Source organism: Streptomyces sp. NPDC056527 (assembly GCF_042794475.1).
Taxonomy (GTDB): Bacteria; Actinomycetota; Actinomycetes; order Streptomycetales; family Streptomycetaceae; genus Streptomyces.
Map to the genome: position 1 here is coordinate 20211 of NZ_JBHTTQ010000029.1, position 23177 is coordinate 43387.

Consider the following 23177-nt stretch of genomic DNA (forward strand, 5'->3'; position numbering starts at 1 on the left):
CCGACGCCGGGAGCCGGGAGGACAGCGCATGACCGACCTCGCCATCGAGACCGAGGGCCTGGTCAAGGTCTTCGGCGCGAACCGGGCCGTCGACGGCATCGATCTGCGCGTTCCCGCCGGCACCGTCTACGGCGTCCTCGGACCCAACGGTGCCGGCAAGACCACCGCCGTCAAGATGCTCGCCACCCTCCTCCGCCCCGACGGGGGCCGCGCCCGCGTCTTCGGCAAGGACGTCGTCAAGGACGCCGACACCGTGCGCGGCCGGGTCAGTCTCACCGGTCAGTACGCGTCCGTCGACGAGGACCTGACCGGCACCGAGAACCTCGTCCTGCTCGGCAGGCTCCTCGGGCACACCCGGCCCGCCGCCCGCGACCGCTCCGCGCAGCTGCTCGCCGCGTTCGGGCTCGCCGACGCCGCCGACAAGCAGATCAAGAACTACTCGGGCGGCATGCGGCGCCGTATCGACATCGCCGCGTCCATCCTCAACACCCCCGACCTGCTCTTCCTCGACGAGCCGACCACCGGCCTCGACCCGCGCAGCCGCAACCAGGTCTGGGACATCGTCCGCGCCGTCGTCGCCCAGGGCACCACCGTGCTGCTCACCACCCAGTACCTGGACGAGGCGGACCAGCTGGCCGCCCGTATCGCCGTCATCGACCACGGGAAGGTGATCGCCGAGGGCACGAAGGGCGAGCTGAAGGCCTCCGTCGGCTCGGGTTCGGTGCATGTACGGCTCCGGGATCCCGAGCAGCGCCAGGAGGCCGAGCGGATCCTCCGGAGCGCCCTGAAGGCCTCCGTGCAGCTCGAAGCCGACCCGGTCGCGCTCACCGCCACGGTCAACGGTCACGGCACCGACCTCGGCGCCGCCGAGCAGGCCGCGCGGGCGCTGGCGGAGCTGGCGCGGGCCGGGATCACGGTCGACAACTTCGGGCTCGGCCAGCCCAGTCTCGACGAGGTGTTCCTGGCGCTGACGGACCGGCCCGCGGACCCGACCGGCGCCGACGGAACCGAAGGAACCGACACCGACCGGAAGGGACCGACGGCATGACCACCGTCACCACCGGCAAGGACGCGCAGACCACCGACTCCCTCGACTTCGTCGCCCCGAAGGCGGACGAACTCGCGGCGCTGCTCGTGGGGCAGTCCCGTCCGCCGCGCCCCAGCGCGCTCTCCGCCTCGATGACCTTCGGCTGGCGGGCCATGCTGAAGATCAAGCACGTGCCGGAGCAGCTGTTCGACGTGACGGCGTTCCCGATCATGATGGTGCTGATGTACACGTACCTCTTCGGAGGCGCGCTGGCCGGCTCGGTCTCGGCGTACATCCAGTTCCTGCTGCCCGGCATCCTCGTGATGAGCGTCGTGATGATCACGATGTACACCGGCGTCTCGGTCAACACCGACATCGAGAAGGGCGTCTTCGACCGCTTCCGTACGCTGCCGATCTGGCGGCCCGCGCCGATGGTCGGCTATCTGCTGGGCGACGTCGTGCGGTACCTGATCGCCTCCGCGGTCATGCTCACCGTCGGCATGATCATCGGCTACCGGCCGGACGGCGGCCTCGCCGGCGTCCTGCTCGGGGTCGCGCTGCTGCTGGTGTTCTCGTTCGCGTTCTCGTGGATCTGGACCATGTTCGGTCTGATGCTGCGCAGCGAGAAGTCGGTCATGGGCGTCAGCATGATGGTGATCTTCCCGCTGACCTTCCTGTCCAACGTCTTCGTCGATCCGAGCACGATGCCGGGCTGGCTGCAGGCCTTCGTGAACAACAGCCCGGTGACGCATCTGGCGACGGCCGTACGCGAGTTGATGGCCGGGAACTGGCCGGCGGCGGACATCGCCTGGTCACTCGGTTGGTCCGCGCTGTTCGTGATCGTCTTCGGAGCGATCACGATGCGGCTCTACAACCGCAAGTAGCGCCGGCGCGAGCGGTCACCTGTCCCGCGGAGTCTTCTGCTGGACCGCCCACCGGTTGCCGTCCGGGTCGGCGAAGTAGACGAACGAGCCCCAGGGTTGGTCGTCGATCTCGCTGACCTCGATGCCCCGCGCGCTGAGGTCGGCATGCGCCTCCTCGATGTCGGTGACGACGACCTGCATGTTGTCGAGGGAGCCCGGGGCCATCGTGGTGATGCCCTTGCCGAAGGTGATCGAGCACGCCGATCCCGGCGGGGTCATCTGGATGAAGCGGATGTCGTCGTTGACGGGGATGTCGTGATCGGCGTGGAAGCCCACCTGCTCGTAGAAGGCCTTGGCCCGGTCGATGTCGGTGACGGGCACGCCGATCAGTTCGAGCTTGATGTCCATGAAGGCATCATGCGCCCGGTTCGTCCCGGGCGCATGATCTGGCGTCACCCACCGTGAACCGCTTGCGGTGGCGCACCTTTCGAGTCGGGCCGACGGGGGCCGCGAGTGGCGGCGATCAGTCGAGCCGCAGGTCGGCGAGTTGGCGCTCGAACGGCACGACCTCGTCGTCGTCCGCCTCCCCCGCCGGGCCCCGCGCCGCCACCAGGTCGGCGAGGTCGTGCCCGGCCCGGGCGATCCGCGACGGCAGCCCGTCGGTGTACTCGTCGCCGCCCGAACCCCAGTCCTCCGAGGCCGCGTACACGGCCGTCGGGACGACCAGCGCCCGCAGATAGGAGAAGAGCGGTCGCATCGCGTGGTCGAGCACGAGGGAGTGGCGGGCGGTGCCGCCGGTCGCGCCGATCAGCACCGGCTTGCCGGTCAGCGCCTCCGGGTCGATCAGGTCGAAGAAGGACTTGAACAGACCGCTGTACGAGGCGGTGAACACGGGGGTCACCGCGATGACCCCGTCCGCCCCCGTCACCGCGTCGATCGCCTCCTGGAGCTGGGCCGAGGGGAAGCCCGTCACGAAGTTCTTCGCGATGTCGACGGCGTGGTCGCGCAGCTCGACGACCCTGACCTCGACCACGTACTCCTGCTCGGTGAGCCGCTCCTGGGCCGCCTTGGCGAGCCGGTCGGCGAGCAGCCTCGTCGAGGACGGGGCGCTCAGCCCGGCGGACACGGCGACCAGCTTCAGGGTCTGCATGACTTACGCCTCCTGGGACGGGGTGCGGGTGACGGCGGGGTGGAGCGGGGCGGTCGCCGGGACGTCGGCCGGCCGCAGGTTGGCGAACTCCTTGCGGAGCACCGGGACGACCTCCTCGCCGAGGATGTCGAGCTGCTCCAGGACCGTCTTCAGCGGCAGGCCCGCGTGGTCGACCAGGAACAGCTGGCGCTGGTAGTCGCCGACGTACTCGCGGAAGGAGAGCGTGCGGTCGATGACCTCCTGCGGGGAGCCGACCGTCAGCGGCGTCTCACGGCTGAACTCCTCCAGGGACGGACCGTGGCCGTAGACCGGCGCGTTGTCGAAGTACGGGCGGAACTCCCGTACGGCGTCCTGGGAGTTCTTGCGCATGAAGACCTGTCCGCCGAGGCCGACGATCGCCTGCTCGGGGGTGCCGTGGCCGTAGTGCGCGTACCGCTGCCGGTAGAGCCGGATCATCTTCTCGGTGTGCTGCTTGGGCCAGAAGATGTGGTTGGCGAAGAAGCCGTCGCCGTAGTACGCGGCCTGCTCGGCGATCTCGGGGGAGCGGATGGAGCCGTGCCAGACGAACGGCGGTACGCCGTCCAGCGGGCGCGGGGTGGACGTGAAGCCCTGCAGCGCGCTGCGGAACTTCCCCTCCCAGTCGACGACGTCCTCCCTCCACAGCTTGTGGAGGAGCGCGTAGTTCTCGATGGCGAGCGGGATGCCCTGGCGGATGTCCTGGCCGAACCACGGGTAGACCGGGCCGGTGTTGCCGCGGCCCATCATCAGGTCGACGCGGCCGTCGGCGAGGTGCTGGAGGGTGGCGTAGTCCTCGGCGATCTTCACCGGGTCGTTGGTGGTGATGAGCGTCGTGGACGTGGACAGGATCAGGTTCTCGGTCCGGGCGGCGATGTGCCCGAGCAGGGTCGTCGGGGAGGACGGTACGAACGGCGGGTTGTGGTGCTCGCCGGTCGCGAAGACGTCGAGGCCGACCTCCTCCGCCTTGAGCGCGATGGCGACCGTGTTCTTGATCCGCTCGTGCTCGGTCGGCGTGCGGCCGGTGGTGGGGTCGGTCGTCACGTCGCCGACGGTGAAGATCCCGAACTGCATCGTGCTCACCTCTCGCTGGGGCGCCTCTGGGGCTATTGGTTGAACCTTAAACCATCATGCTCAACCGTCTGCCCGGGCCCTGTATTCCGTGGGGTCTCTCTCATTGCCCTCACCGTACCGGATAGCTATCCGTTTAACCAGGAGCTGCCGGGGCGCCCCTACTCCGGCCCGTACTCTGGTGGGCATGTCCGACTACGAGCGCTGGAAGGAGCGCGGCGTCCTGCTGCGCGTCTTCGTGTACGTCTTCGCCACGCACGCGTTCGCGGGCTTCGTCTGGCTGCTCTTCTACGTGGGGCAGAACGCCCAGAAGTAACCACGGTCACGAGGAGGGCGAACGGGCCCTCCCGTAGAGTTCGCCCACGTGAGCACCGTTCCCCCGCACGCGATATCGGTCGTCGGAATCGGCGCGGACGGCTGGGACGGCCTCCCCGAGAACGCCCGCCGGACCCTGCGCGCCGCCGAGGTCCTGATCGGCGGCCCCCGCCAGCTCCACCTGCTGCACACCGCGGAGTGCCCCGGCGAGCGCGTCACCTGGCCCTCCCCGCTGCGCCCCGCCGTCCCCGGACTGCTCGCCGCCCACGAGGGACGCAGGATCGCGGTCCTCGCCAGCGGCGATCCGACGTTCTACGGCATCGGCCGCACCCTCGCCGAGACCGTCGGCGCCGACCGGCTCCACGTCCTGCCGCACCCGTCCTCCGTCTCGTACGCCTGCGCCCGCCTCGGCTGGCCCCTGGAGGCCGTCGAGACCGTCTCCCTGGTCGGCCGGCCGCTCGCCTCCCTCACCGCCTCCCTCCACGACGGAGTCCGGCTCCTGGTCCTCAGCGAGAGCCGCCACACCCCGGCACTGGTCGCCGCCCTGCTGCGGGAGAAGGGGTACGGCGGCAGCCGGATGCGGGTGCTCGAACAGCTCGGCGGGCCCCATGAGCGGCTCGTCGACGGCACCGCCGACACCTGGTCCGACGACGATCGGCTCGACGCCCTCAACGTCCTCGCCCTCGACTGCGTACGGGCGCCCGACGCGCCGCGCCTCGGCGCCGTACCCGGCCTGCCGGACGAGGCGTACGAACACGACGGACAGCTCACCAAGCGGTACGTCCGCGCGGCCACCCTCGCGGCCCTCGCCCCCGCCCCCGGCGAACTGCTCTGGGACATCGGCGGCGGCTCCGGCTCCATCGGCATCGAGTGGATGCGCGCCGACCGCTCCTGCCGGGCGATCGCCGTCGAGAAGGACCCCGAGCGGGCCGCCCGGATCGCGCGCAACGCCACCTCCCTCGGCGTCCCCACGCTGCGGGTCGTCACCGCGGCCGCCCCCGACGGACTCGCCGGCCTCCCCACCCCCGACGCCGTCTTCATCGGCGGCGGTCTGACCGCCCCCGGCCTGCTCGACGCCTGCTGGGACGCGCTCCCGGCCGGCGGCCGGCTGGTCGCCAACACGGTGACCCTGGAGTCCGAGGCGCTGCTGGCCGAGCGCTACCGCCGGTACGGCGGGGAGCTGGTCCGGCTCGCCGTCGCCCAGGCCGTCCCGGTGGGCGGCTTCACCGGCTGGCGCCAGGCGATGCCGGTCACGCAGTGGTCCGTAACGAAAGCAGGAGTTGGAGCATGACCGTCTACTTCATCGGCGCGGGCCCGGGCGCGGCCGACCTGATCACGGTGCGGGGCGCCCGCACCCTCGCCGCCTGCGGCGTCTGCCTGTACGCGGGTTCGCTCGTCCCGCGCGAGCTGCTCGCCGAGTGCCCGCCGGACGCGCGGCTGGTCGACACGGCGGACCTGGACCTGGACCAGATCGTGGCCGAGATCGTCCGCGCCCACGAGGCCGGACAGGACGTGGCCCGGCTGCACTCCGGCGACCCGTCCGTCTTCAGCGCCGTGGCCGAGCAGATGCGCCGGCTCGACGCGCTGGACATCCCGTACGAGGTCGTGCCGGGCGTCCCGGCGTTCGCGGCGGCCGCCGCGGCGCTCAAGCGGGAGCTCACCGTCCCGACCGTGGGCCAGACCGTCATCCTCACCCGTATCGCCCAGCAGGCCACGCCCATGCCCGAGGGCGAGGACCTCGCCACGCTCGGCCGCAGCGGCGCCCTGCTGGTCCTGCACCTGGCCGCCCGCTACGTCGACCGGGTCGTGTCCGAACTGCTGCCCCACTACGGCGCCGACTGCCCGGCCGCGGTCGTGGCGATGGCGAGCCGCCCGGACGAGATCGTGCTGCGGGGCACCCTGGAGGACATCGCGGCGCAGCTGAAGGAGGCCGGCATCACCAAGACGGCCGTGATCCTGGTCGGCCGCACGCTGGCGGCCTCGCAGTTCCGCGACAGCCACCTCTACGACCCGGCGCGGGAGCGGCACGTCTGCTGATCTCCTGCCGCCCGGCGCCCTGCGGATGGGGCCCGACGCCCCCGTGACGCGCCCGGGCCGGACACCCGACAGGTGTCCGGCCCCGGTTGCTAGGCGTTCGGCCGCTTGCCGTGATTCGCCTTCTTCTTCTTGCGGGCGCGCTTCTTGTTGCCTCGCTTCGCCATCGGGCACATCCCTCTCTCGTGGGGGCCTTGCCCTCGCAAGCCTAGGTTCGCGCGGGAGACGGCGCATCCGGTGTCCGTGGGATGCGGCGGAACGGGCGTGTGACCGCACACGACATGGCACGCGCGCCGCCGGGCACGGTCAGGCGGGGCCCGGTCCCGCCGCCGATGAACGGCCCACCACCGTGCCCGCGCGGTCGATGCAGACGACGTCGACCGCCACCGGGGCGCCGCGGAGGACCGCGAGGGCCTCGTCCCGGGAGCGGGCGGCCACCAGGTCGCCCAGGGGGACCCCGGCCGCCTCGCAGAGACGGAGGGCCGCGAGGCCCGTGTTCGCCGTCGCGATCTCCTCGGCGAGAGCCTCCGACGCGCCGCCCGTACGGGCCAGGTCCGCCAGGAAGCCCTTGTCGACCTGCGAGCGGGCCGAGTGGAGGTCCAGATGGCCCGCCGCCAGCTTGGAGAGCTTCGCGAAGCCGCCGCAGATCGTGAGCCGGTCGACCGGATGACGGCGGATGTACTTCAGGACCGCCCCCGCGAAGTCCCCCATGTCGAGCAGCGCGATCTCCGGCAGGTCGTAGAGCGTCGACACCGTCTTCTCGGAGGTGGAGCCCGTACACCCCGCCACATGGGTCAGACCCGCCGCCCGCGCCACGTCCACCCCGCGGCGGATGGAGTCGATCCAGGCCGAGCACGAGTACGGCACGACGATGCCCGTCGTCCCCAGGATGGACAGCCCGCCCAGGATGCCGATCCGGGGATTCCAGGTGGAGCGGGCGATCTCCTCGCCGTGGTCGACGGAGACCGTGATCTCCACATCGCCCGTACCGCCGTGCGCCGCCGCGACCTCCGCCACGTGCGCGCGCATCATCTGCCGCGGGACCGGGTTGATCGCCGGTTCGCCCACCTCCAGGGGCAGGCCGGGCAGCGTCACCGTACCGACGCCCTGTCCCGCCCGGAAGACGACACCGGACCCGGCCGGCAGGATCCGCACCGTCGACCGGACCAGCGCGCCGTGCGTCACGTCCGGATCGTCGCCCGCGTCCTTCACGATCCCCGCCATCGCCGCGCCGGAGCCCAGCTCCTCTGCCGCCAGCGCGAACGCCGGACGCCCGCCCTTGGGCAGCGTGATCGTCACCGGGTCGGGAAACTCGCCGGTCAGCAGCGCCGTGTACGCGGCCGTCGTCGCCGCCGTCGCACAGGCACCGGTCGTCCAGCCCGGTCGCAGACCCGTGTGCTTGAGTTGGGCGTCGCGCCCGCCGCCCGGACTGCCGCCGGCACTCATGAATGGACTCCCGTGCACGTACTCATTCTCGGCGGGACCACCGAGGCCCGCGTCCTCGCCGGACTGCTGCACGGCGAGGTCCGGGTCACCAGCTCGCTCGCGGGCCGGGTGGCGAGCCCCCGGCTGCCGGCGGGCGAGGTTCGGATCGGCGGGTTCGGGGGCGTCGACGGTCTCGTGGAGTGGATGGCGGGGCACGCCGTGGACGCGGTCATCGACGCCACCCATCCCTTCGCCGAGCGGATCAGCTTCAACGCGGCCCGGGCGGCCGCCACCGCCCATGTTCCCCTGCTGGCGCTGCGCCGTCCCGGCTGGGTCCCGGGAGAGGGCGACGACTGGCGTCCGGTGGCGTCGCTGGAGGAGGCGGCCCGTGCCCTGGAGGGCCTGGGCGACCGGGTGTTCCTGACGACAGGCCGCATGGGCCTGGCGGCCTTCGCGGCCTGCCCGCAGTGGTTCCTGGTCCGTTCGGTGGACGCCCCGGACGCCCCGATGCCGGCCCGCACCGAGATCGTCCTGGACCGGGGCCCGTTCACCCTGGACGGCGAGCGGGAGATCCTGGCCCGCCACCGGATCGACGTCGTGGTGACGAAGGACAGCGGCGGCGCGGCGACCGCCCCGAAGCTGACGGCGGCCCGCGAGGCGGGCGTCCCGGTGGTGGTCGTCCGCCGCCCCCCGGTCCCCTCCGGCGTCCCGGTGGCGGCGACCCCGGAGGAGGCCGCCGCCTGGGTGGCTATGGGGTGACGGGCGTGCCGAGTTCGGTGACCTCGGCCCAGTTCAGGCTCGGGTCGTCGGCCCGGAGCATGTTCTCCCACTGGTCCACGGCGATGACGGTGTACATCACGTTCTCGCCGTCCGCCTCGCTCGGGTGCAGGAACGAGGTGGCCGTCTTGTAGAGGTACTCGACGCGGTGGGCGAGCCAGATGGTGCCGCCGTCGCCGTCGTCGTACTTCTCGGCCCGGTAGACCTCGTACCGCTTGAGGTCGGGCTCCGTGCTCGCGTCCCACTCGACGAGCACGCCGTCCTCGCGCGGCGTCGCCTTGAGGCCGGTGACGGGCGCCGGGGCGATCAGGTCGCCCTCGGTCGTGACCACGGCCTCGGCGGAGGCCGGGGACTCGTGGCCGGCCCGGTCGACCGCCGTGACCGTGTACCGGTACGTCGTGCCGTGCCAGAGGCCGTTCTGGTCGGTGTACGAGGGGGAGGAGGCGGTTCCGAAGAGGGAGCCGTTGCGGTAGACACGGTAGGAGGCCACGTCGGTGTCCGCCGGGGCGGTCCAGCGCAGGGCGAAGCTCCGGATGTGGCTGCCGGTGTCCACCGCGGTCAGGCCCGTGGGGGCCCCGGGCGCGTAGTCGCCGCGCGTGGCGGTGACGGCGGTGCGGGCCGAGGTGTTGCCGGCGGCGTCGACGGCCGAGACCCAGTAGGTGTAGCCGGTCCGCTCGGTGGCGGTGGTGTCCTTCCAGGTGGTGGCGGTGACACCGGTCGCGACCTGGGCGACGGGGTCGGTGGTGCCGGTGCGCTGCCGGTGGACGGTGTACGTCGCCGCGCCCGTGACCGGCTGCCACGCCAGGACGACGCCGGTGTCGCCGTCGGACGCGGCAACGCCCGTCGGGGCGGCGGTCGGGGTCCTGTCCACGGACACGACGGTCAGGTCGGCGCCGCCCGGGGACTCGTTGCCGGCCTTGTCGACGGCGCGGAGCTCGTACAGGTACGTCTGGCCGGTCGCCGGCGGGGAGTCGACGTACGAGGCGGCCGTGACCGGGGCGGTGGCGCTGCTGACCCTCGTCCAGGCGGTGGAGGTGCCGAGGCGCCGGTAGACGCGGTAGCCGGCGAGGTCCATCTCCTTGTTCGCCGCCCAGCGCAGGGTGACCTTGCCGAGGGCCTTGTCGTACGCGACGGTGGCGCCGGTCGGCGCGAGCGGACGCACCTTGTCCACGGTCGCCGAAGTGCGGGGTGCGTAGCCGAACTTGACGTTCGCGGCGCCGGTCCAGGCCGCGTAGTACACGGTGATGGTGTGGCGGCCGGCCGGAACGGTGAGGTCGACCGTCTTCGTCTGGGTGGTGGAGACGTTCCGCCACAGGTCGATCTTGCGGACGCCGTCGAGGTTGACGCGGATGCCGTCCTGCGCCGCGGCGGTGAAGGTGAAGGGACCGCCGGAGCCGAAGTCGCGGGTCACCGACCAGCGGACGGAGAAGTTGTCCCGCGGCAGCCTGCCGCCCGCCGGATCGCCGTAGCCGTAGTTCTCGGCGATGGCGCTGTCGCAGGAGGTCAGCTTGGGGGTGCCGCTGAACGTGGAGTTGGCGAAGAACTCCGCCTTCCACACCGGGGCCGTGCAGGTGACGGCCGCGGCGGCCGGGGTGGCGGTGAGCAGACCACCGGAGGCGGCGAGGGCGGCCGTGACGGCCAGGGCGCTCAGCCGGGTACGAGTCATCACAGGGGGAGGGCCCTTTCCGGACCTATGTGGAGCATGTGAAACGGGGGAACCCCTGTGTGACTCCTGAGGTGGGGGAAGGGTTGTGCCCGCCCCCCACCTCGGATCTCGCGCCCCGAATCTCAGCCGTACCGCCGCGGCGTCCACGTGATGGTGCGGCCGTCGCCCCGCTCGACCGCCCGCGTCTGCGAGGAGCCGATCAGGAGGAGGGTGCGCATGTCGACCTCGGAGGGGTCCAGGGTCTTGAGGGTGAGGACCCGGACCGACTGCTCGGGGCCGCCGACGTCGCGGGCGACGACCACCGGGGTCTCGGGGGAGCGGAGTTCGAGGAGGAGGTCGCGGGCGGCGGCCACCTGGTGGGTGCGGGACTTCGAGCCCGGGTTGTAGAGCGCGATGACCAGGTCGGCGGAGGCGGCGGCGCGGAGCCGGGCCTCGATGACGTCCCAGGGCTTGAGCCGGTCGGAGAGGGAGATCGTCGCGTAGTCGTGGCCGAGGGGGGCGCCGGCCGCGGCGGCGGCCGCGTTGGCGGCGGTCACCCCGGGGAGGACCCGTACGGGCACGTCCGCGTACTCCGGCTCGCAGGCGACCTCCAGGACGGCCGTGGCCATAGCGAAGACGCCCGGGTCGCCGCCGGAGACGACCGCGACCTTCCGGCCGCGCCGGGCCAGGTCGAGGGCGAACTCGGCGCGCTCGGACTCGACCTTGTTGTCGGAGCCGTGCCGGATCTGCCCGGGGCGCAGGACCGGCACCCGGTCCAGGTAGGTCGTGTAGCCGACGAGGACGTCGGCGTTGACGAGGGCGCCGCGCGACTCGGGGGTGAGCCAGGGCGCCCCGGCGGGGCCGGTGCCGACGACGGTGACCTCGCCCGTCTCCCGTACGGGAGGTTCCTGGTCGACACGGGAGGGGAGGACCGCGACGGAGAAGTACGGGACGGAGGCCGGGTCGACCTCGGACAGGACGCCCGTCCGCTCGCCCGCCATGAACGCCCGCTCCACGTACCGCGCGTCCTCCAGGCGGCCGGCGCGCTCCAGGGCGCGGCGGACGGTCGGGAAGGTGCGGCCGAGCTTCATCACGACCGCCGAGTCCGTGCCCGCGAGGCGGGCCGTCAGCTCGTCCTCCGGCAGCGTGCCGGGGATGATCGTCAGGACCTCCTCCGCCTCGCACAGCGGCTCACCGAGGCGCGCGGCGGCCGCGCTGACGGAGGTGACGCCGGGGATGACGGTGGTGTCGTAGCGGTCCGCGAGCCGCTTGTGCATGTGCTGGTACGAGCCGTAGAAGAGCGGGTCGCCCTCGGCGAGCACGGCGACGGTGCGGCCGGCGTCCAAGTGGGCGGCGAGGCGGGCCGCGGCCTCCTCGTAGAAGTCGTCGAGCGCGCCGCGGTAGCCGCCGGGGTGGTCCGTGGCCTCCACCGTGAGCGGGTACATCAGCCGCTCCTCGATGTGGTCCTCGCGGAGGTGCTCGGCGGCGATGGAGCGCGCGATGGACCGGCCGTGGCGGGCCGAGTGGTAGGCGACCACGTCGGCGGACGCGATGGCCTTCACGGCGGCGACCGTCATCAGGTTCGGGTCGCCGGGGCCGAGGCCGACTCCGTACAGCTTGCCGGGGGCGATGGCGCTCATGCCTGGATCTCCGCTTCCGTCGCGATGGCGTTGATCGCGGCCGCGGTCATCGCGCTGCCTCCGCGCCGGCCCCGTACGACGAGGTAGTCGAGGCCCAGGGTCTGGGCGGCGAGGGCGTCCTTGGACTCGGCGGCGCCGATGAAGCCGACCGGTATCCCGAGGACGGCCGCCGGGCGGGGCGCGCCCTTCGCGATCATCTCCAGAAGGTGGAAGAGGGCGGTGGGCGCGTTGCCGATGGCGACGACGGAGCCTTCGAGGCGGTCGCGCCAGAGTTCGAGGGCGGCGGCGCTGCGGGTGGTGCCGAGCTCGGCGGCGAGGGCGGGCACGGCGGGGTCGGAGAGGGTGCAGACCACGTCGTTGTCGGCGGGCAGCCGCTTGCGGGTCACTCCGCTGGCGACCATCTGCGCGTCGCAGAGGATCGGTGCGCCGGCGCGCAGGGCGGCGCGGGCGCGGGAGACGACCTGCGGCGAGTAGGCGAGGTCGCGGACGAGGTCGGTCATGCCGCAGGCGTGGATCATGCGGACGGCGACCGTGGCGACGTCGGCGGGCAGATCCGCGAGGTCCGCCTCGGCGCGGATCGTGGCAAAGGACTGGCGGTAGATCTCCGCGCCGTCCTTCTCGTAGGCGAACATCGTGTCGTTCTCGCTCATCTCGTTGTGCGGGCCGTTGCGACTGCTTCGGTCAGGGAGGTACGGGGGGTGGGGCGGCCGTTCACGAGGTAGGCGCCCTCGGCGGTGGCGAGGACGTCGACCCAGGTGCCGGGGGCGCCCGGGGGGTGGCCGCACCGGCGCTCGCACCCGGAGAAGTGGACGGGGAGGCCCGGAGTGCCGGGTACGGCGTCCGCGCGGACGTCGGCGAGGGACTTGGCGCAGCCGGGGCGTCCGGTGCAGGCGCCGACGCCGGCCCAGGGGTCGTCGGGGCGGGTGATCAGCCCGGCCGCGTCCAGCTCGGGAAGCCGTGTGCGGGAGGCCCCGACGACGACGGCTCCGCGCCAGGGCGTGAGCCGTACCTCGTCGGCGGGCAGCAGCGCGCGGAGCTGGGCGGCGGTCATCCGCCCGAGCGGCGCGAGCACGTGCAGCGCGTCGCTGCCGAGCGCTCCGGGCCGGGGCGGCGCGGCGTGCGGCAGCTGGGGTGCGGGGGTGACGGGATGGGCGTCGACCCCGGCCCGCGCGAGCGCGGCGGCGAGGTCGAGCAGGCCGGTGGCGGGTGCGGGTGCGGGTGCCGTGGGGCCGCCGACCGTTCCGGGACGGCCGGCGGTGCCCGGCAGCTCCTTCACGCGCCAGGCGCCGTTCCCGGCGGTCCGGGCGGCTCGCAGGAACGCGTCGGCCGCGGCGAGCGCGGCGCGCGGCGCGTCGGCGTCGGCGACGCGGAACGCCTGCGCGCCGACGTACAGAAGGGCGCCGCCACCGTCCGCCCAGGACCCCGCTGCGATCAAGGTCACATCTGCGCCCAGCCGCGCCACGTCGCCCCGGCCGTCGTCCAGGGCGAAGAGGAAGCGGCCCGACAGGGCGGCCGTCCAGGGGGCCGCGCAGAGCAGCTCGTCCAGTTCGCGGGACCACAACTGCACGTCCGCGTGGCCGAGTCCGTCCACTCCCGCCGTCGGGGAGGCGACGATGTTGCGGACGCGTTCGTGGGTGGTCGAGGGAAGAAGACCGGCTTCCGTCAGCCGGTCCGCCAGCTCCGCCCCGCAGCCCTCTCCGAGGCCCCGCAGCTCCACGTTCCCCCGGGACGTGACCGTGACCCGGCCGTCGCCCAAGGACTCCGCGGCCGACGCCAGGACCTCCACCTGATGTGACGTCAACAAGCCTGCGGGCAGGCGCAGTCGGGCCAGGCCGCCGTCGTCGGCGGGGTGCAGGCGCAGCGCGCCGGGGCAGGCATCGCCACGGTCCCGTATGGGAGGTTCGCCCCGGTTGGGCGTTGTGGGTGGGGTGGGCGACATGGCGGCGAGCATACCCACGTGGATCCGGGCGACCCCTGGGGACGACCCCTGCCCGCCGTGCGCACGATCTACTATGCAGACGGCATGGGGTCCCAGGACCCCGGGGAGGAAGCCCGGTGAGAATCCGGCGCGGTCCCGCCACTGTGAGCCAGGTCGCACCAGCGGCCCGGTGAGTCAGGAACTCCTGCCGTCCATACGACCACCCGGGGCGCGGACAACCCCGAGGAAGGCCTGCGCACGCATGCGAATTCTGTTGCTGTCGCACTCCGACACCGACCTGCTCAGCGCCCGCGCGGCCGGCGGCCCCGTCGAGTACCGGTTCGCCAATCCCTCCCGCCTCGCCCTGGACGACCTGCCCGGGCTCCTCGACGGCGCCGACCTCGTCGTCGTCCGTCTCCTCGGCGGTCTGCGCGCCTGGGAAGAGGGCCTGCAGGCGCTGCGGGCGGCGGAGATCCCGCTGGTCGTGCTCTCCGGCGAACAGGCCCCCGACGCCCAGCTCATGGAGACCTCCACCGTCCCCGTCGGCGTCGCCACCGAGGCCCACGCCTACCTCGCGCACGGCGGCCCGGCCAACCTGGAGCAGCTGGCCCGCTTCCTCTCCGACACCGTGCTGCTCACCGGCCACGGCTTCGACGCCCCGGCCGCCGCGCCGACCTGGGGCCCGCTGGAGCGCACGCCCCGGACGACCGACGGCCCGACGGTCGCCGTGCTCTACTACCGCGCCCACCACATGAGCGGGAACACCGCCTTCATCGACTCCCTCTGCGAGGCGATCGAGGACAAGGGCGCCCGGGCCCTGCCCCTGTACGTCGCGTCCCTGCGCGCCCCCGAGCCCGAGCTGCTCGACCGCCTGCGCGGTGCCGACGCGATCATCACGACCGTCCTCGCGGCCGGCGGCACCAAGCCCGCCGAGGCCCAGGCCGGCGGCGACGAGGAGGCCTGGGACGCGGGCGCGCTCGCCGCCCTCGACGTACCGATCCTGCAGGCGCTCTGCCTCACCGGTTCGCGTTCGGCCTGGGAGGAGAACGACGAGGGTCTCTCCCCGCTGGACGCCGCCAGCCAGGTCGCCGTCCCCGAGTTCGACGGCCGGCTCATCACCGTCCCGTTCTCCTTCAAGGAGATCGACGAGGACGGGCTGCCCGCGTACGTCGCCGACACCGAGCGCGCCGCCCGCGTCGCCGGGATCGCGGTCCGCCACGCGCGGCTCCGCCACATCCCGAACGCGGAGAAGAAGCTCGCCCTGGTCCTCTCCGCCTACCCGACCAAGCACTCCCGGATCGGCAACGCGGTCGGCCTGGACACCCCCGCCTCCGCCGTCGCGCTGCTGCGCCGCCTCCGTGAGGAGGGGTACGACTTCGGTCCGGTCGAGGAGATCCCCGGCCTGGTCTCCGGCGACGGCGACGAGCTGATCTACGCCCTGATCGAGGCCGGCGGCCACGACCAGGACTGGCTGACCGAGGAGCAGCTGGCGAAGAACCCCGTCCGCATCCCGGCCGCCGACTACAAGCGCTGGTACGCGCAGCTCCCGGCCGAGCTGCGCGAGGCCGTCGAGGAGCACTGGGGCCCGGCGCCCGGCGAGATGTTCCTGGACCGGTCCCGCAACCCCGAGGGCGACATCGTCCTCGCCGCCCTGCGGCGCGGGAACCTGCTGATCCTCATCCAGCCGCCGCGCGGCTTCGGCGAGAACCCGATCGCGATCTACCACGACCCCGATCTCCCGCCGTCCCACCACTACCTGGCCGCCTACCGCTGGATCGCGGCGCGCGCCGAGGACGGCGGCTTCGGGGCGGACGCGATGGTCCACCTCGGCAAGCACGGCAATCTGGAGTGGCTGCCCGGCAAGAACGCGGGCCTGTCGGCCGCCTGCGGTCCGGACGCGGCGCTCGGCGACATCCCTCTGATCTATCCGTTCCTGGTCAACGACCCGGGCGAGGGCACGCAGGCGAAGCGTCGTGTGCACGCGACGCTCGTCGACCACCTGGTGCCGCCGATGGCGCGCGCCGACTCGTACGGCGACATCGCGCGTCTGGAGCAGCTGCTCGACGAGTACGCGCAGATCTCCTCCATGGACCCGTCCAAGCTGCCCGCGATCCGCGCGCAGATCTGGACGCTGATCCAGGCGGCGAAGCTCGACCACGACCTGGGCCTGGAGGACCGCCCGGAGGACGACGGCTTCGACGACTTCCTGCTGCACGTCGACGGCTGGCTGTGCGAGGTCAAGGACGCGCAGATCAGGGACGGTCTGCATGTGCTCGGCGGTGCCCCGACCGGTCCCGAGCGCGTGAACCTGGTCCTGTCGATCCTGCGCGCCCGGCAGATCTGGGGCGGTACGCAGGCCCTGCCGGGTCTGCGTGAGGCCCTGGGTCTGGACGAGTCGGCCGCGACCCGCACCACCGCCGACGAGGCGGAGGCGAAAGCGCGCGAGCTGATCGAGGCGATGGAGGCGGCGGACTGGTCCGTGGACGCGGTCCCGGCGGTCGCCGGCGCGTACGGCACCGACGTCCAGGCCGTGCTCCGCTTCGCCTGCGAGCAGGTCGTCCCGCGGCTCTCCGCCACGACCGACGAACTCACCCACGCCGTCCACGCGTTGAGCGGCGGCTTCGTGCCGGCCGGGCCGTCCGGCTCGCCGCTGCGCGGTCTGGTGAACGTGCTGCCGACCGGCCGCAACTTCTACTCCGTCGACCCCAAGGCCGTCCCCTCCCGCCTCGCGTGGGAGACCGGCCAGGCACTCGCCGACTCGCTCCTGGAGCGCTACCGCTCCGACAACGGAGAGTGGCCGACCTCCGTCGGTCTGTCCCTGTGGGGGACGAGCGCGATGCGCACGGCGGGCGACGACGTGGCCGAGGCGCTTGCCCTGCTGGGCATCCGCCCGACCTGGGACGACGCCTCGCGCCGGGTGAACGGCCTGGAGGCGGTCCCGCTCGCCGAGCTGGGCCGTCCGCGCATCGATGTGACGCTGCGCATCTCGGGCTTCTTCCGGGACGCGTTCCCGCACGTCATCGGGCTTCTCGACGACGCCGTACGGCTGGCGGCCTCGCTGGACGAGCCGGCCGAGGACAACTTCGTACGGGCGCACGCGCAGGCCGACCTGGCCGAGCACGGCGACGAGCGGCGGGCGACCACCCGGATCTTCGGCTCGCGGCCGGGCACGTACGGTGCGGGCATCCTCCAGCTGATCGACTCGCGCGACTGGCGGACGGACGCGGACCTCGCCGAGGTGTACACGGTGTGGGGCGGGTACGCCTACGGACGCGGTCTCGAAGGCCGTCCGGCGCGCGCCGAGATGGAGACGGCGTACAAGCGGATCGCGGTGGCCGCGAAGAACACGGACACGCGCGAGCACGACATCGCCGACTCCGACGACTACTTCCAGTACCACGGCGGCATGGTGGCGACCGTCCGCGCGCTGACGGGCACGGCCCCCGAGGCGTACATCGGCGACTCCACCCGCCCCGAGACGGTCCGCACGCGGACCCTGGTCGAGGAGACCTCGCGGGTCTTCCGCGCCCGGGTGGTCAACCCGAAGTGGATCGAGGCGATGCGCCGCCACGGCTACAAGGGCGCGTTCGAGCTGGCGGCGACGGTCGACTACCTCTTCGGCTACGACGCCACGACCGGTGTGGTCGCCGACTGGATGTACGACAAGCTCACGGAGACGTACGTCCTCGACCCGGAGAACCAGGCCTTCCTGAAGGAGGCCAACCCCTGGGCCCTGCACGGCATCGCCGAACGCCTCCTGGAGGCGGAGTCCCGCGGCATGTGGGAGAAGCCGGACCCGGAGACCCTGGCGGCCCTGCGCCAGGTGTTCCTGGACACGGAGGGCGACCTGGAGGACGACGGCGAGGGCTAGACCCTCGCCGGGTCGGGGGCCAGTTCGAGCCGGCGGCCCCGGAAGCCGGCTCGGATCCGGCGGTCGTGGGTGACGATCACCAAGGTGCCCGGGTAGGTGGCGAGGGCGGCCTCCACCTCCTCCACCAGGCCGGGGGCCAGGTGGTTGGTCGGTTCGTCGAGGAGGAGCAGGTCGGACGGGCGGGTGACCAGACGGGCCAGCTCCAGCTTGCGGCGCTGGCCGGTCGACAACTCCCGTACCGGAGTGGCCAGATCGGCGGCACGGAAAAGCCCGAGCCGTAGCAGCTCCTCCTCCCGGTCCTCCCCGAACGCGGCGGCGACCGTACGCGGGTCGTCCGGCAGCTCGGTGTCCTGGCGGAGCATCCCGACCCGGGGCGGGGTCGTCACCGTCCCGCCGTCCGGGGGCAGTTCGCCCGCGAGGACCTTGAGGAGCGTGCTCTTGCCGGCGCCGTTCGGGCCGGTGACCAGGAGCCGTTCGCCGGGGGCCAGGTGCAGGGAGTCGAGCCGCAGCCGGCCCTCCACCCGTACGTCGGTCAGTGCGACCGCGCCCGCCGAGCCCTCGATGTCCGCCGTGAACCGCAGCGGGTCCGGCGGCGCCGCCACCGCGTTCTCGGTGAGCCGCTGGAGCTTCTCGCGGGCGGCCCGGATCCTGCTCATCGCGCCGTGCGCCCGTGACCGGGCCCGGAAGGCGCCCGCCCCGCTGAAGGACGCCGGTGCCTTGCGCGGGATGGCGGAGAAGCGGTCGATGTTCGCGTCGGCGAGCGCCGCGTAGCGGGCGGTCCCGGCGCGCCAGTCCTCGTACTCCCGCTCCCACCGGGCCCGTTCGGCGGCCCGGCCGGTCAGAAAGCCGGCGTAGCCGTTGCCGTATCTGCGGACCGTGCGCAGCTCGTCGTTCACCTCCAGGACGGCGGTCGTGACCCGGTCGAGGAAGACCCGGTCGTGGGTGACGGCGACGACCGTCCCCCGGTGGGTGCGCAGCCGTTCCTCCAGCCAGGTCACCGCCTCGTCGTCGAGGTCGTTGGTCGGCTCGTCGAGCAGCAGCAGTTCGGGGTCGGCGGCCAGGGTCGCGGCGAGCGCGAGCCGGGAGCGCTGCCCGCCGGAGAGCGTGCCGAGCGGACGGTCGCGGTCGAGCGGCTCCCGCTCGCCGAGCTGTCGCAGGGTCGTCTCGACCCGGCGGTCGGCGTCCCGCCCGCCGCGTGCCTCGTACGCGGCGAGGAGGGCTGCGTACCCTCCCTCCAGGGCTTCGCCCTGCGGGGACCCCCATTCGGTCGCCGGTAGTGCGGAGAGCTCCGCCTCGGCGGACCGGATCGCCCGCTCCAGCTTCCGTACGTCGGCGAGCGCGAGGTCGACCGCGTCGCCGACGCGTGCGGTGCCGGGGAGGTCGAGGGTCTGGGCGAGGTGGCCGAGACCGCCGGGGGAGTCGACGTCGACGGTGCCGTTGTCGGGCCGCTCCAGGCCGGCGAGGAGCCGGAGGAAGGTGGACTTCCCGGAGCCGTTGTCGCCGACGACGCCGAGGCGTTCGCCGGGCCGGACGGTGAGGGAGACCCGGTCGAGGACGAGCCGGTCGTCGTAGCGCTTGGTGACGTCGGTGAGTTGGACACGGAACAAGGGCGGATCCTTTGCCTGGGAGACACGATACGAGACGTCTCGTCTCGCGTCCCTCGAACATAAGGGGTCGTCCGTCATTCCGCAAGACGTTCCGTCTCGTCAGGTCGGGGATCGCTCGCCCAGGATCCGCACGGCCTCCACGATCAGGTCCCAGAACCCCGGCACGTCGACCTCCATGCCCACCTCCGCGTTGGGCGGGCGGCCCGTCACGCCGTCCAGGTCCACGACGGTCGCCCCGCGCGTGTGCGTACCCGTCAGCTCGATCGTCACCGCCGCCCGCACCAGGCTGATCAGCGAGGGGTCGATCAGATGTGCCACGGTCAGCGGATCGTGCAGCGGTGGTGCGTCGAAGCCGTAGACCTCGCGGTAGGTGGCGGCGAAATAGGTCAGCAGCTCGATGCAGAGCTTGGCGAGCGGTGTGCCCAGCGCGGCGATGCGGGAGATGACGTCCGGGCTCGCCTGGGCCTGATGGGTGGCGTTGAGTCCGAACATCGTGATCGGCACCCCGCTGTCGAAGACGATGTCCGCCGCCTCCGGGTCGCACAGGATGTTGAACTCGGCGGCCGGCGTGGTGTTCCCGCGTCCGGTCGACCCGCCCATCATGACGATCCGTTCGATCCGCTGCGTGAGCTCCGGATGGGCCAGCAGCAGTGTCGCGATGTTGGTCAGCGGGCCGGTCGGGACGAGCGTCACCGGCGCGGGCTGGGTGAGCAGGATGTCCCGGGTGAGGGTGAGGGCGTCGCGCGGATCCTGCGGGACGTCCGGCTCCCCGTCGCCGAAGCCGGGTCCGTCGAGCCCCGAGCCGCCGTGGATGTTCTCGGCGACCAGCGGCGCGCCGTGCAGCGGCCGGGACCGGCCGGCCGCGATCGGCACCCCGCGGATGCCGGAGACCGCGCACACGCGACGGGCGTTGAGGGTGGTCTTCTCCACCGTCTGATTGCCCGCCACCGTGGTGATGGCCAGCAGGTCGACGGCCGGATGGGCCGCGGCCAGCAGGATGTTGAAGGCGTCGTCGTGACCGGGATCGCAGTCGAGGATCACGGGTACCGGCATACGTCCACCGTCCCACACGGCCGCCCACCCGTCACTCGTCCACGCGGGCCCGGCGCTGAGCACATTGTTCTAGTAGAGTGCTAACAACTTCACTGTCTGGGAGGTTTCCGTGAACCGTGTCCCGACCCGCCTGCGTGTCCTCGCCGCCCTGCCCTTCCTGCTCGCGCTCGCCCTCCATCTGACCCTGCTCGGGCTCTCGGGCAACCGGCTGCCCGACCCGCTCGCCACGCACTTCTCCCCGAGCGGCCACGCCGACGGATGGACCGGCCTGGCCGCGTTCGCCCTCATCAGCTCCGTACTGCTCCTCGCGCTGGGCGCGGGCTGGGTCGCGCTCGTACGACGGCGCGCGCTCTGGGGTGCGTGGCTGACCGCCGGAGCCATGGGCACGCTGCTGGTCCTGCTCGTACGGGACAACCTCGACGCGGCCCGCGCCGCCGACGTCGTCTCGCCCCTGGTCAACCTGACGGTGGCGGCGGGTGTCGGCGGTGTCGCAGCCCTCGTGGGATGGGCCCTCGCCCGGCTCGTACCGGAGGAGGCGGGAGGGGAGCGCCCCGCCCGAGAGCAGGACGAGCACGTGGAGACGCTTCCGCTCTCGCCGGGCGAGGTCGCCGGCTGGTCGCGCGGCACGGGCTCGCGTCCGATGACCGTCCTGGGCGCGGTGCTCGTGGCCGCCGGTCCGGCTCTCCTGCTCCTCGCGCCGTGGCCGGTCGGGATCGTCGTGTGCGCGGCCGGAGCGCTGGTCCTGGTCCTGGCCCAGGTCCGTGTCACGGTCGACCGGCGCGGGCTGACCCTGCGCCCCGCTCTCGCGCCCTGGCCCCGCGTCCGGGTGCCGCTCGACGAGGTCGCGAGCGCGAGCGCGCGGGAGATCGACGCGCTCGCGGAGTTCGGCGGCTGGGGCTACCGCGTCCGTGCGCACCGCACGGGCATGGTGATGCGCTCGGGCGAGGGTCTGGTCGTACGGCGGGACGGCGGCCGGGAGTTCGCGGTCACCGTGCCCGACGCGCGGACGGCCGCGGCCCTGTTGAACACCCTGGTCGAGCGGCGTGGGAGGGTCTGACCATGCTCTTCCGGGTCGACCCCGCCTCCGCCGTGCCCCTCGGCGACCAGATCGCCGCCTGTGTGCGCGGGGCCCTCGCCGACGGCTCGGCGAACCCCGGCGAACGCCTTCCGGCCGCCCGGGAGCTCGCCGACTCCCTGGGGGTCAACGTCCACACCGTGCTGCGCGGCTACCAGCGCCTGCGCGAGGAGGGCCTGATCGAACTCCGCCGCGGCAGGGGCGCGGTCATCGTGCCGGGCGCCCCGGCCCCGGACCGCGCCCGCCTGGTCGAGCGCGTCCACGCGGTCGTGGCGGAGGCCCGGACGCTGGGCCTCACGGACGACGAGCTCCTGTCCCTGGTCCGAACGAGCCTCGCGGCCCCGTAAGCCGCCGCCGCCGGCGTCCCTGCCCCGGCGGCCGTCCGCTGGCGTCCCTACCCGGCGTCCCGGCCACACCGCCTGACCCTGCGTCCGTGCCGACGCCCCTGGCACCGGCCGGGCGTCCGTACCGACTCCGTCCGGCCGGCGGCCCTACCCGGCGGCCGTCCCCCGGTGCTCCCGCCGGGTACGCCGCGGCCGTCCCCCGGCGGCCCTACCCCAGCGTCCGTACCGGCGTCCCCGCCAGGTACGCCTCGATGTCCTCGACCGCCTGGCCGAAGTAGCGGGCGTAGTTGCCCTCCGTCACGTACCCGAGGTGCGGCAGCGCGAGGACGTTCGGCAGCGTGCGCAGCGGGTCGTCGGCGGCGAGCGGTTCGGTGGCGAAGACATCGAGCCCCGCCCCCGCGATCCGGCCCTCGCGCAGCGCCCGCAGCAGCGCCTCGCCGTCCACCAGGCCCGCGCGGGAGGTGTTCACCAGGTACGCGGACGGCCGCATCGCGTCGAGTTCGGCCTCGCCGATCAGCCCCTGGGTGCGGTCGGACAGGACCATGTGCAGCGAGACGATGTCGCTGCGCTCCATCAGCTCCCGCTTGCCCGGCGCGAGGGCGACGCCGCACTCCGCGGCCCGCTCCCGCGTCAGGTTCGGGCTCCAGGCGAGGACGTCCATGCCGAAGGCGAGCCCGATGCGGGCGACCCGGCCGCCGATCTTGCCGAGGCCCACGAGCCCGAGGGTCCGGCCGGCCAGGTCCGTCCCGACCGTCGACTGCCAGGGCCCGCCCTCGCGCAGCGCCTGCGCCTCGGTCCGTACCTGTCGCGCCAGGCCCAGGATCAGGGCCCAGGTGAGCTCGGCGGGCGGCTCGGAACTGCTGGCCGTGCCACAGACGGTGATACCCAGTCCGGCCGCGGCGGTCAGGTCGATCGAGGCGTTGCGCATCCCGGACGTGACGATCAGCCGCAGTCGTGGCAGCCGCTTCAGCAACTCGGCGTCCATCGGCGTCCGCTCCCGCATCACGACCACGATCTCGCAGTCCTCGATCGCGGCGACGAGCGCGTCCCGGTCGGTCAGGTGCTCGCGAAGCACGCGTACGTCGACGCGGTCCGCGAGCGGACTCCAGTCGGCGGAGGAGCGGGCGACGCCCTGGTAGTCGTCGAGTACGGCGCAGCGCTGCTTCATGACCATGCCCCCATGATCGCGCGGACGGCCGATCGTACGACAGGGGTCCGTGGCCCGCCCTCCGGTGCTGCGGCACCCGGGTGACGGGGCGCGATCGGCCCAACCCGGAGCGACAAACACCCCACCCGCTCGGAGAATTGGCCTGATTCATAGCGATATCGGCGATGCTCGGGAAAGCG

Annotated in this window: 21 protein-coding genes and 1 riboswitch; of the genes, 9 read left to right on the top strand and 12 right to left on the bottom strand. The window is 73.0% G+C overall.

Features of this window, described 5'->3' with window-relative positions:
• Positions 1-28: 28 nt before the first annotated feature.
• Positions 29-1048 (top strand): ATP-binding cassette domain-containing protein, encoded by a 1020-nt coding sequence (locus ACFQ7Q_RS16810; protein WP_383555264.1) that lies wholly within the window; start codon positions 29-31, stop codon positions 1046-1048.
• Complete coding sequence (locus ACFQ7Q_RS16815) at positions 1045-1911, top strand: ABC transporter permease (protein ID WP_383555267.1); 867 nt, start codon at positions 1045-1047, stop codon at positions 1909-1911. The genes ACFQ7Q_RS16810 and ACFQ7Q_RS16815 overlap by 4 nt, the downstream gene beginning before the upstream one ends.
• A gap of 15 nt (positions 1912-1926) precedes the next feature.
• On the opposite strand, the gene ACFQ7Q_RS16820 is transcribed toward ACFQ7Q_RS16815, so the two are convergent.
• From ACFQ7Q_RS16820 to ACFQ7Q_RS16830, 3 genes are all read right to left on the bottom strand, one after another.
• A complete protein-coding gene (locus ACFQ7Q_RS16820) occupies positions 1927-2298 on the bottom strand; it encodes a VOC family protein (RefSeq protein ID WP_383555270.1) in 372 nt (123 codons plus the stop codon).
• Between the two features lie 115 nt (positions 2299-2413).
• Positions 2414-3040 (bottom strand): FMN reductase, encoded by a 627-nt coding sequence (locus ACFQ7Q_RS16825; RefSeq protein WP_383555272.1) that lies wholly within the window; start codon positions 3038-3040, stop codon positions 2414-2416.
• Between the two features lie 3 nt (positions 3041-3043).
• Positions 3044-4129, bottom strand: a complete 1086-nt coding sequence (locus ACFQ7Q_RS16830) for an LLM class flavin-dependent oxidoreductase (RefSeq protein WP_383555274.1) — start codon at positions 4127-4129, stop codon at positions 3044-3046.
• Between the two features lie 184 nt (positions 4130-4313).
• Between ACFQ7Q_RS16830 and ACFQ7Q_RS16835 the strand changes: the two genes are divergently transcribed.
• From ACFQ7Q_RS16835 to cobM, 3 genes are read left to right on the top strand one after another with little or no spacing between them, the layout of a single operon-like run.
• A complete protein-coding gene (locus ACFQ7Q_RS16835; protein ID WP_329118674.1) occupies positions 4314-4442 on the top strand; it encodes a DUF6126 family protein in 129 nt (42 codons plus the stop codon).
• Between the two features lie 48 nt (positions 4443-4490).
• Positions 4491-5732: a precorrin-6y C5,15-methyltransferase (decarboxylating) subunit CbiE gene (gene cbiE, locus ACFQ7Q_RS16840; protein ID WP_383555277.1), complete on the top strand. Its 1242-nt coding sequence runs from the start codon at positions 4491-4493 to the stop codon at positions 5730-5732.
• Positions 5729-6478 carry a precorrin-4 C(11)-methyltransferase gene (cobM, locus tag ACFQ7Q_RS16845; RefSeq protein ID WP_383555280.1) on the top strand — a complete coding sequence of 250 codons (750 nt, stop codon included), beginning with the start codon at positions 5729-5731 and terminating at the stop codon, positions 6476-6478. The genes cbiE and cobM overlap by 4 nt, the downstream gene beginning before the upstream one ends.
• Positions 6479-6567: 89 nt before the next feature.
• Here the strand turns inward: cobM and ACFQ7Q_RS16850 are convergent, their stop codons facing one another.
• Positions 6568-6642, bottom strand: coding sequence for a 50S ribosomal protein bL37 (locus ACFQ7Q_RS16850; RefSeq protein WP_099895366.1), 75 nt, complete (start codon positions 6640-6642; stop codon positions 6568-6570).
• A gap of 139 nt (positions 6643-6781) precedes the next feature.
• Entirely contained in the window at positions 6782-7921 is a 1140-nt protein-coding gene (locus ACFQ7Q_RS16855; RefSeq protein ID WP_383555283.1) for a cobalt-precorrin-5B (C(1))-methyltransferase, read from the bottom strand.
• Between the two features lie 12 nt (positions 7922-7933).
• Here ACFQ7Q_RS16855 and ACFQ7Q_RS16860 point away from each other — a divergent pair, with 12 nt between their 5' ends.
• Positions 7934-8659: a cobalt-precorrin-6A reductase gene (locus ACFQ7Q_RS16860; protein ID WP_383555286.1), complete on the top strand. Its 726-nt coding sequence runs from the start codon at positions 7934-7936 to the stop codon at positions 8657-8659.
• Here the strand turns inward: ACFQ7Q_RS16860 and ACFQ7Q_RS16865 are convergent.
• From ACFQ7Q_RS16865 to ACFQ7Q_RS16880, 4 genes are all read right to left on the bottom strand, one after another.
• A complete protein-coding gene (locus tag ACFQ7Q_RS16865) occupies positions 8649-10343 on the bottom strand; it encodes a fibronectin type III domain-containing protein (RefSeq protein ID WP_383555288.1) in 1695 nt (564 codons plus the stop codon). The two genes, ACFQ7Q_RS16860 and ACFQ7Q_RS16865, sit on opposite strands and share 11 nt — an antisense overlap.
• 122 nt (positions 10344-10465) lie before the next feature.
• Positions 10466-11962: a precorrin-3B C(17)-methyltransferase gene (gene cobJ / locus ACFQ7Q_RS16870; protein ID WP_383555290.1), complete on the bottom strand. Its 1497-nt coding sequence runs from the start codon at positions 11960-11962 to the stop codon at positions 10466-10468.
• A complete protein-coding gene (locus ACFQ7Q_RS16875) occupies positions 11959-12594 on the bottom strand; it encodes a precorrin-8X methylmutase (protein WP_383555396.1) in 636 nt (211 codons plus the stop codon). The genes cobJ and ACFQ7Q_RS16875 overlap by 4 nt, the downstream gene beginning before the upstream one ends.
• Before the next feature lie 14 nt (positions 12595-12608).
• The gene (locus ACFQ7Q_RS16880) at positions 12609-13913 is read right to left on the bottom strand and encodes a cobalamin biosynthesis protein CobG (protein ID WP_383555293.1); all 1305 of its coding nucleotides are present in this window, start codon (positions 13911-13913) and stop codon (positions 12609-12611) included.
• Positions 13914-13964: 51 nt separating this feature from the next.
• Positions 13965-14108, top strand: a riboswitch (cobalamin riboswitch).
• 34 nt (positions 14109-14142) lie between these two features.
• Between ACFQ7Q_RS16880 and cobN the strand changes: the two genes are divergently transcribed.
• Positions 14143-17751, top strand: coding sequence for a cobaltochelatase subunit CobN (gene cobN, locus ACFQ7Q_RS16885; RefSeq protein ID WP_383555296.1), 3609 nt, complete (start codon positions 14143-14145; stop codon positions 17749-17751).
• On the opposite strand, the gene abc-f is transcribed toward cobN, so the two are convergent.
• Together abc-f and ACFQ7Q_RS16895 are read right to left on the bottom strand one after the other, a co-directional pair.
• Positions 17748-19358: a ribosomal protection-like ABC-F family protein gene (gene abc-f / locus ACFQ7Q_RS16890; protein WP_383555299.1), complete on the bottom strand. Its 1611-nt coding sequence runs from the start codon at positions 19356-19358 to the stop codon at positions 17748-17750. The genes cobN and abc-f overlap by 4 nt on opposite strands.
• A 99-nt stretch (positions 19359-19457) precedes the next feature.
• Positions 19458-20411, bottom strand: coding sequence for a nucleoside hydrolase (locus tag ACFQ7Q_RS16895; protein ID WP_383555302.1), 954 nt, complete (start codon positions 20409-20411; stop codon positions 19458-19460).
• Positions 20412-20520: 109 nt separating this feature from the next.
• Here ACFQ7Q_RS16895 and ACFQ7Q_RS16900 point away from each other — a divergent pair, with 109 nt between their 5' ends.
• Positions 20521-21468, top strand: a complete 948-nt coding sequence (locus ACFQ7Q_RS16900; RefSeq protein WP_383555305.1) for a DUF1648 domain-containing protein — start codon at positions 20521-20523, stop codon at positions 21466-21468.
• A 2-nt stretch (positions 21469-21470) separates the two neighbouring features.
• Entirely contained in the window at positions 21471-21833 is a 363-nt protein-coding gene (locus tag ACFQ7Q_RS16905; RefSeq protein ID WP_383555307.1) for a GntR family transcriptional regulator, read from the top strand.
• A gap of 205 nt (positions 21834-22038) precedes the next feature.
• Here the strand turns inward: ACFQ7Q_RS16905 and ACFQ7Q_RS16910 are convergent, their stop codons facing one another.
• A complete protein-coding gene (locus ACFQ7Q_RS16910) occupies positions 22039-22998 on the bottom strand; it encodes a D-2-hydroxyacid dehydrogenase family protein (protein WP_383555398.1) in 960 nt (319 codons plus the stop codon).
• Between the last annotated feature and the right edge of the window lie 179 nt (positions 22999-23177).

What these genes read in the sequence shown, in the direction of transcription:
- ACFQ7Q_RS16810 (WP_383555264.1), top strand. Translation starts at nt 29, where the DNA reads ATGACCGACCTCGCCATCGAGACCGAGGGCCTGGTCAAGGTCTTCGGC.
- ACFQ7Q_RS16815 (WP_383555267.1), top strand. Translation starts at nt 1,045, where the DNA reads ATGACCACCGTCACCACCGGCAAGGACGCGCAGACCACCGACTCCCTC.
- ACFQ7Q_RS16820 (WP_383555270.1), bottom strand. Translation starts at nt 2,298, where the DNA reads ATGGACATCAAGCTCGAACTGATCGGCGTGCCCGTCACCGACATCGAC.
- ACFQ7Q_RS16825 (WP_383555272.1), bottom strand. Translation starts at nt 3,040, where the DNA reads ATGCAGACCCTGAAGCTGGTCGCCGTGTCCGCCGGGCTGAGCGCCCCG.
- ACFQ7Q_RS16830 (WP_383555274.1), bottom strand. Translation starts at nt 4,129, where the DNA reads ATGCAGTTCGGGATCTTCACCGTCGGCGACGTGACGACCGACCCCACC.
- ACFQ7Q_RS16835 (WP_329118674.1), top strand. Translation starts at nt 4,314, where the DNA reads ATGTCCGACTACGAGCGCTGGAAGGAGCGCGGCGTCCTGCTGCGCGTC.
- cobM (WP_383555280.1), top strand. Translation starts at nt 5,729, where the DNA reads ATGACCGTCTACTTCATCGGCGCGGGCCCGGGCGCGGCCGACCTGATC.
- ACFQ7Q_RS16855 (WP_383555283.1), bottom strand. Translation starts at nt 7,921, where the DNA reads ATGAGTGCCGGCGGCAGTCCGGGCGGCGGGCGCGACGCCCAACTCAAG.
- ACFQ7Q_RS16865 (WP_383555288.1), bottom strand. Translation starts at nt 10,343, where the DNA reads ATGACTCGTACCCGGCTGAGCGCCCTGGCCGTCACGGCCGCCCTCGCC.
- cobJ (WP_383555290.1), bottom strand. Translation starts at nt 11,962, where the DNA reads ATGAGCGCCATCGCCCCCGGCAAGCTGTACGGAGTCGGCCTCGGCCCC.
- ACFQ7Q_RS16875 (WP_383555396.1), bottom strand. Translation starts at nt 12,594, where the DNA reads ATGTTCGCCTACGAGAAGGACGGCGCGGAGATCTACCGCCAGTCCTTT.
- ACFQ7Q_RS16880 (WP_383555293.1), bottom strand. Translation starts at nt 13,913, where the DNA reads ATGCTCGCCGCCATGTCGCCCACCCCACCCACAACGCCCAACCGGGGC.
- cobN (WP_383555296.1), top strand. Translation starts at nt 14,143, where the DNA reads ATGCGAATTCTGTTGCTGTCGCACTCCGACACCGACCTGCTCAGCGCC.
- ACFQ7Q_RS16895 (WP_383555302.1), bottom strand. Translation starts at nt 20,411, where the DNA reads ATGCCGGTACCCGTGATCCTCGACTGCGATCCCGGTCACGACGACGCC.
- ACFQ7Q_RS16905 (WP_383555307.1), top strand. Translation starts at nt 21,471, where the DNA reads ATGCTCTTCCGGGTCGACCCCGCCTCCGCCGTGCCCCTCGGCGACCAG.
- ACFQ7Q_RS16910 (WP_383555398.1), bottom strand. Translation starts at nt 22,998, where the DNA reads ATGAAGCAGCGCTGCGCCGTACTCGACGACTACCAGGGCGTCGCCCGC.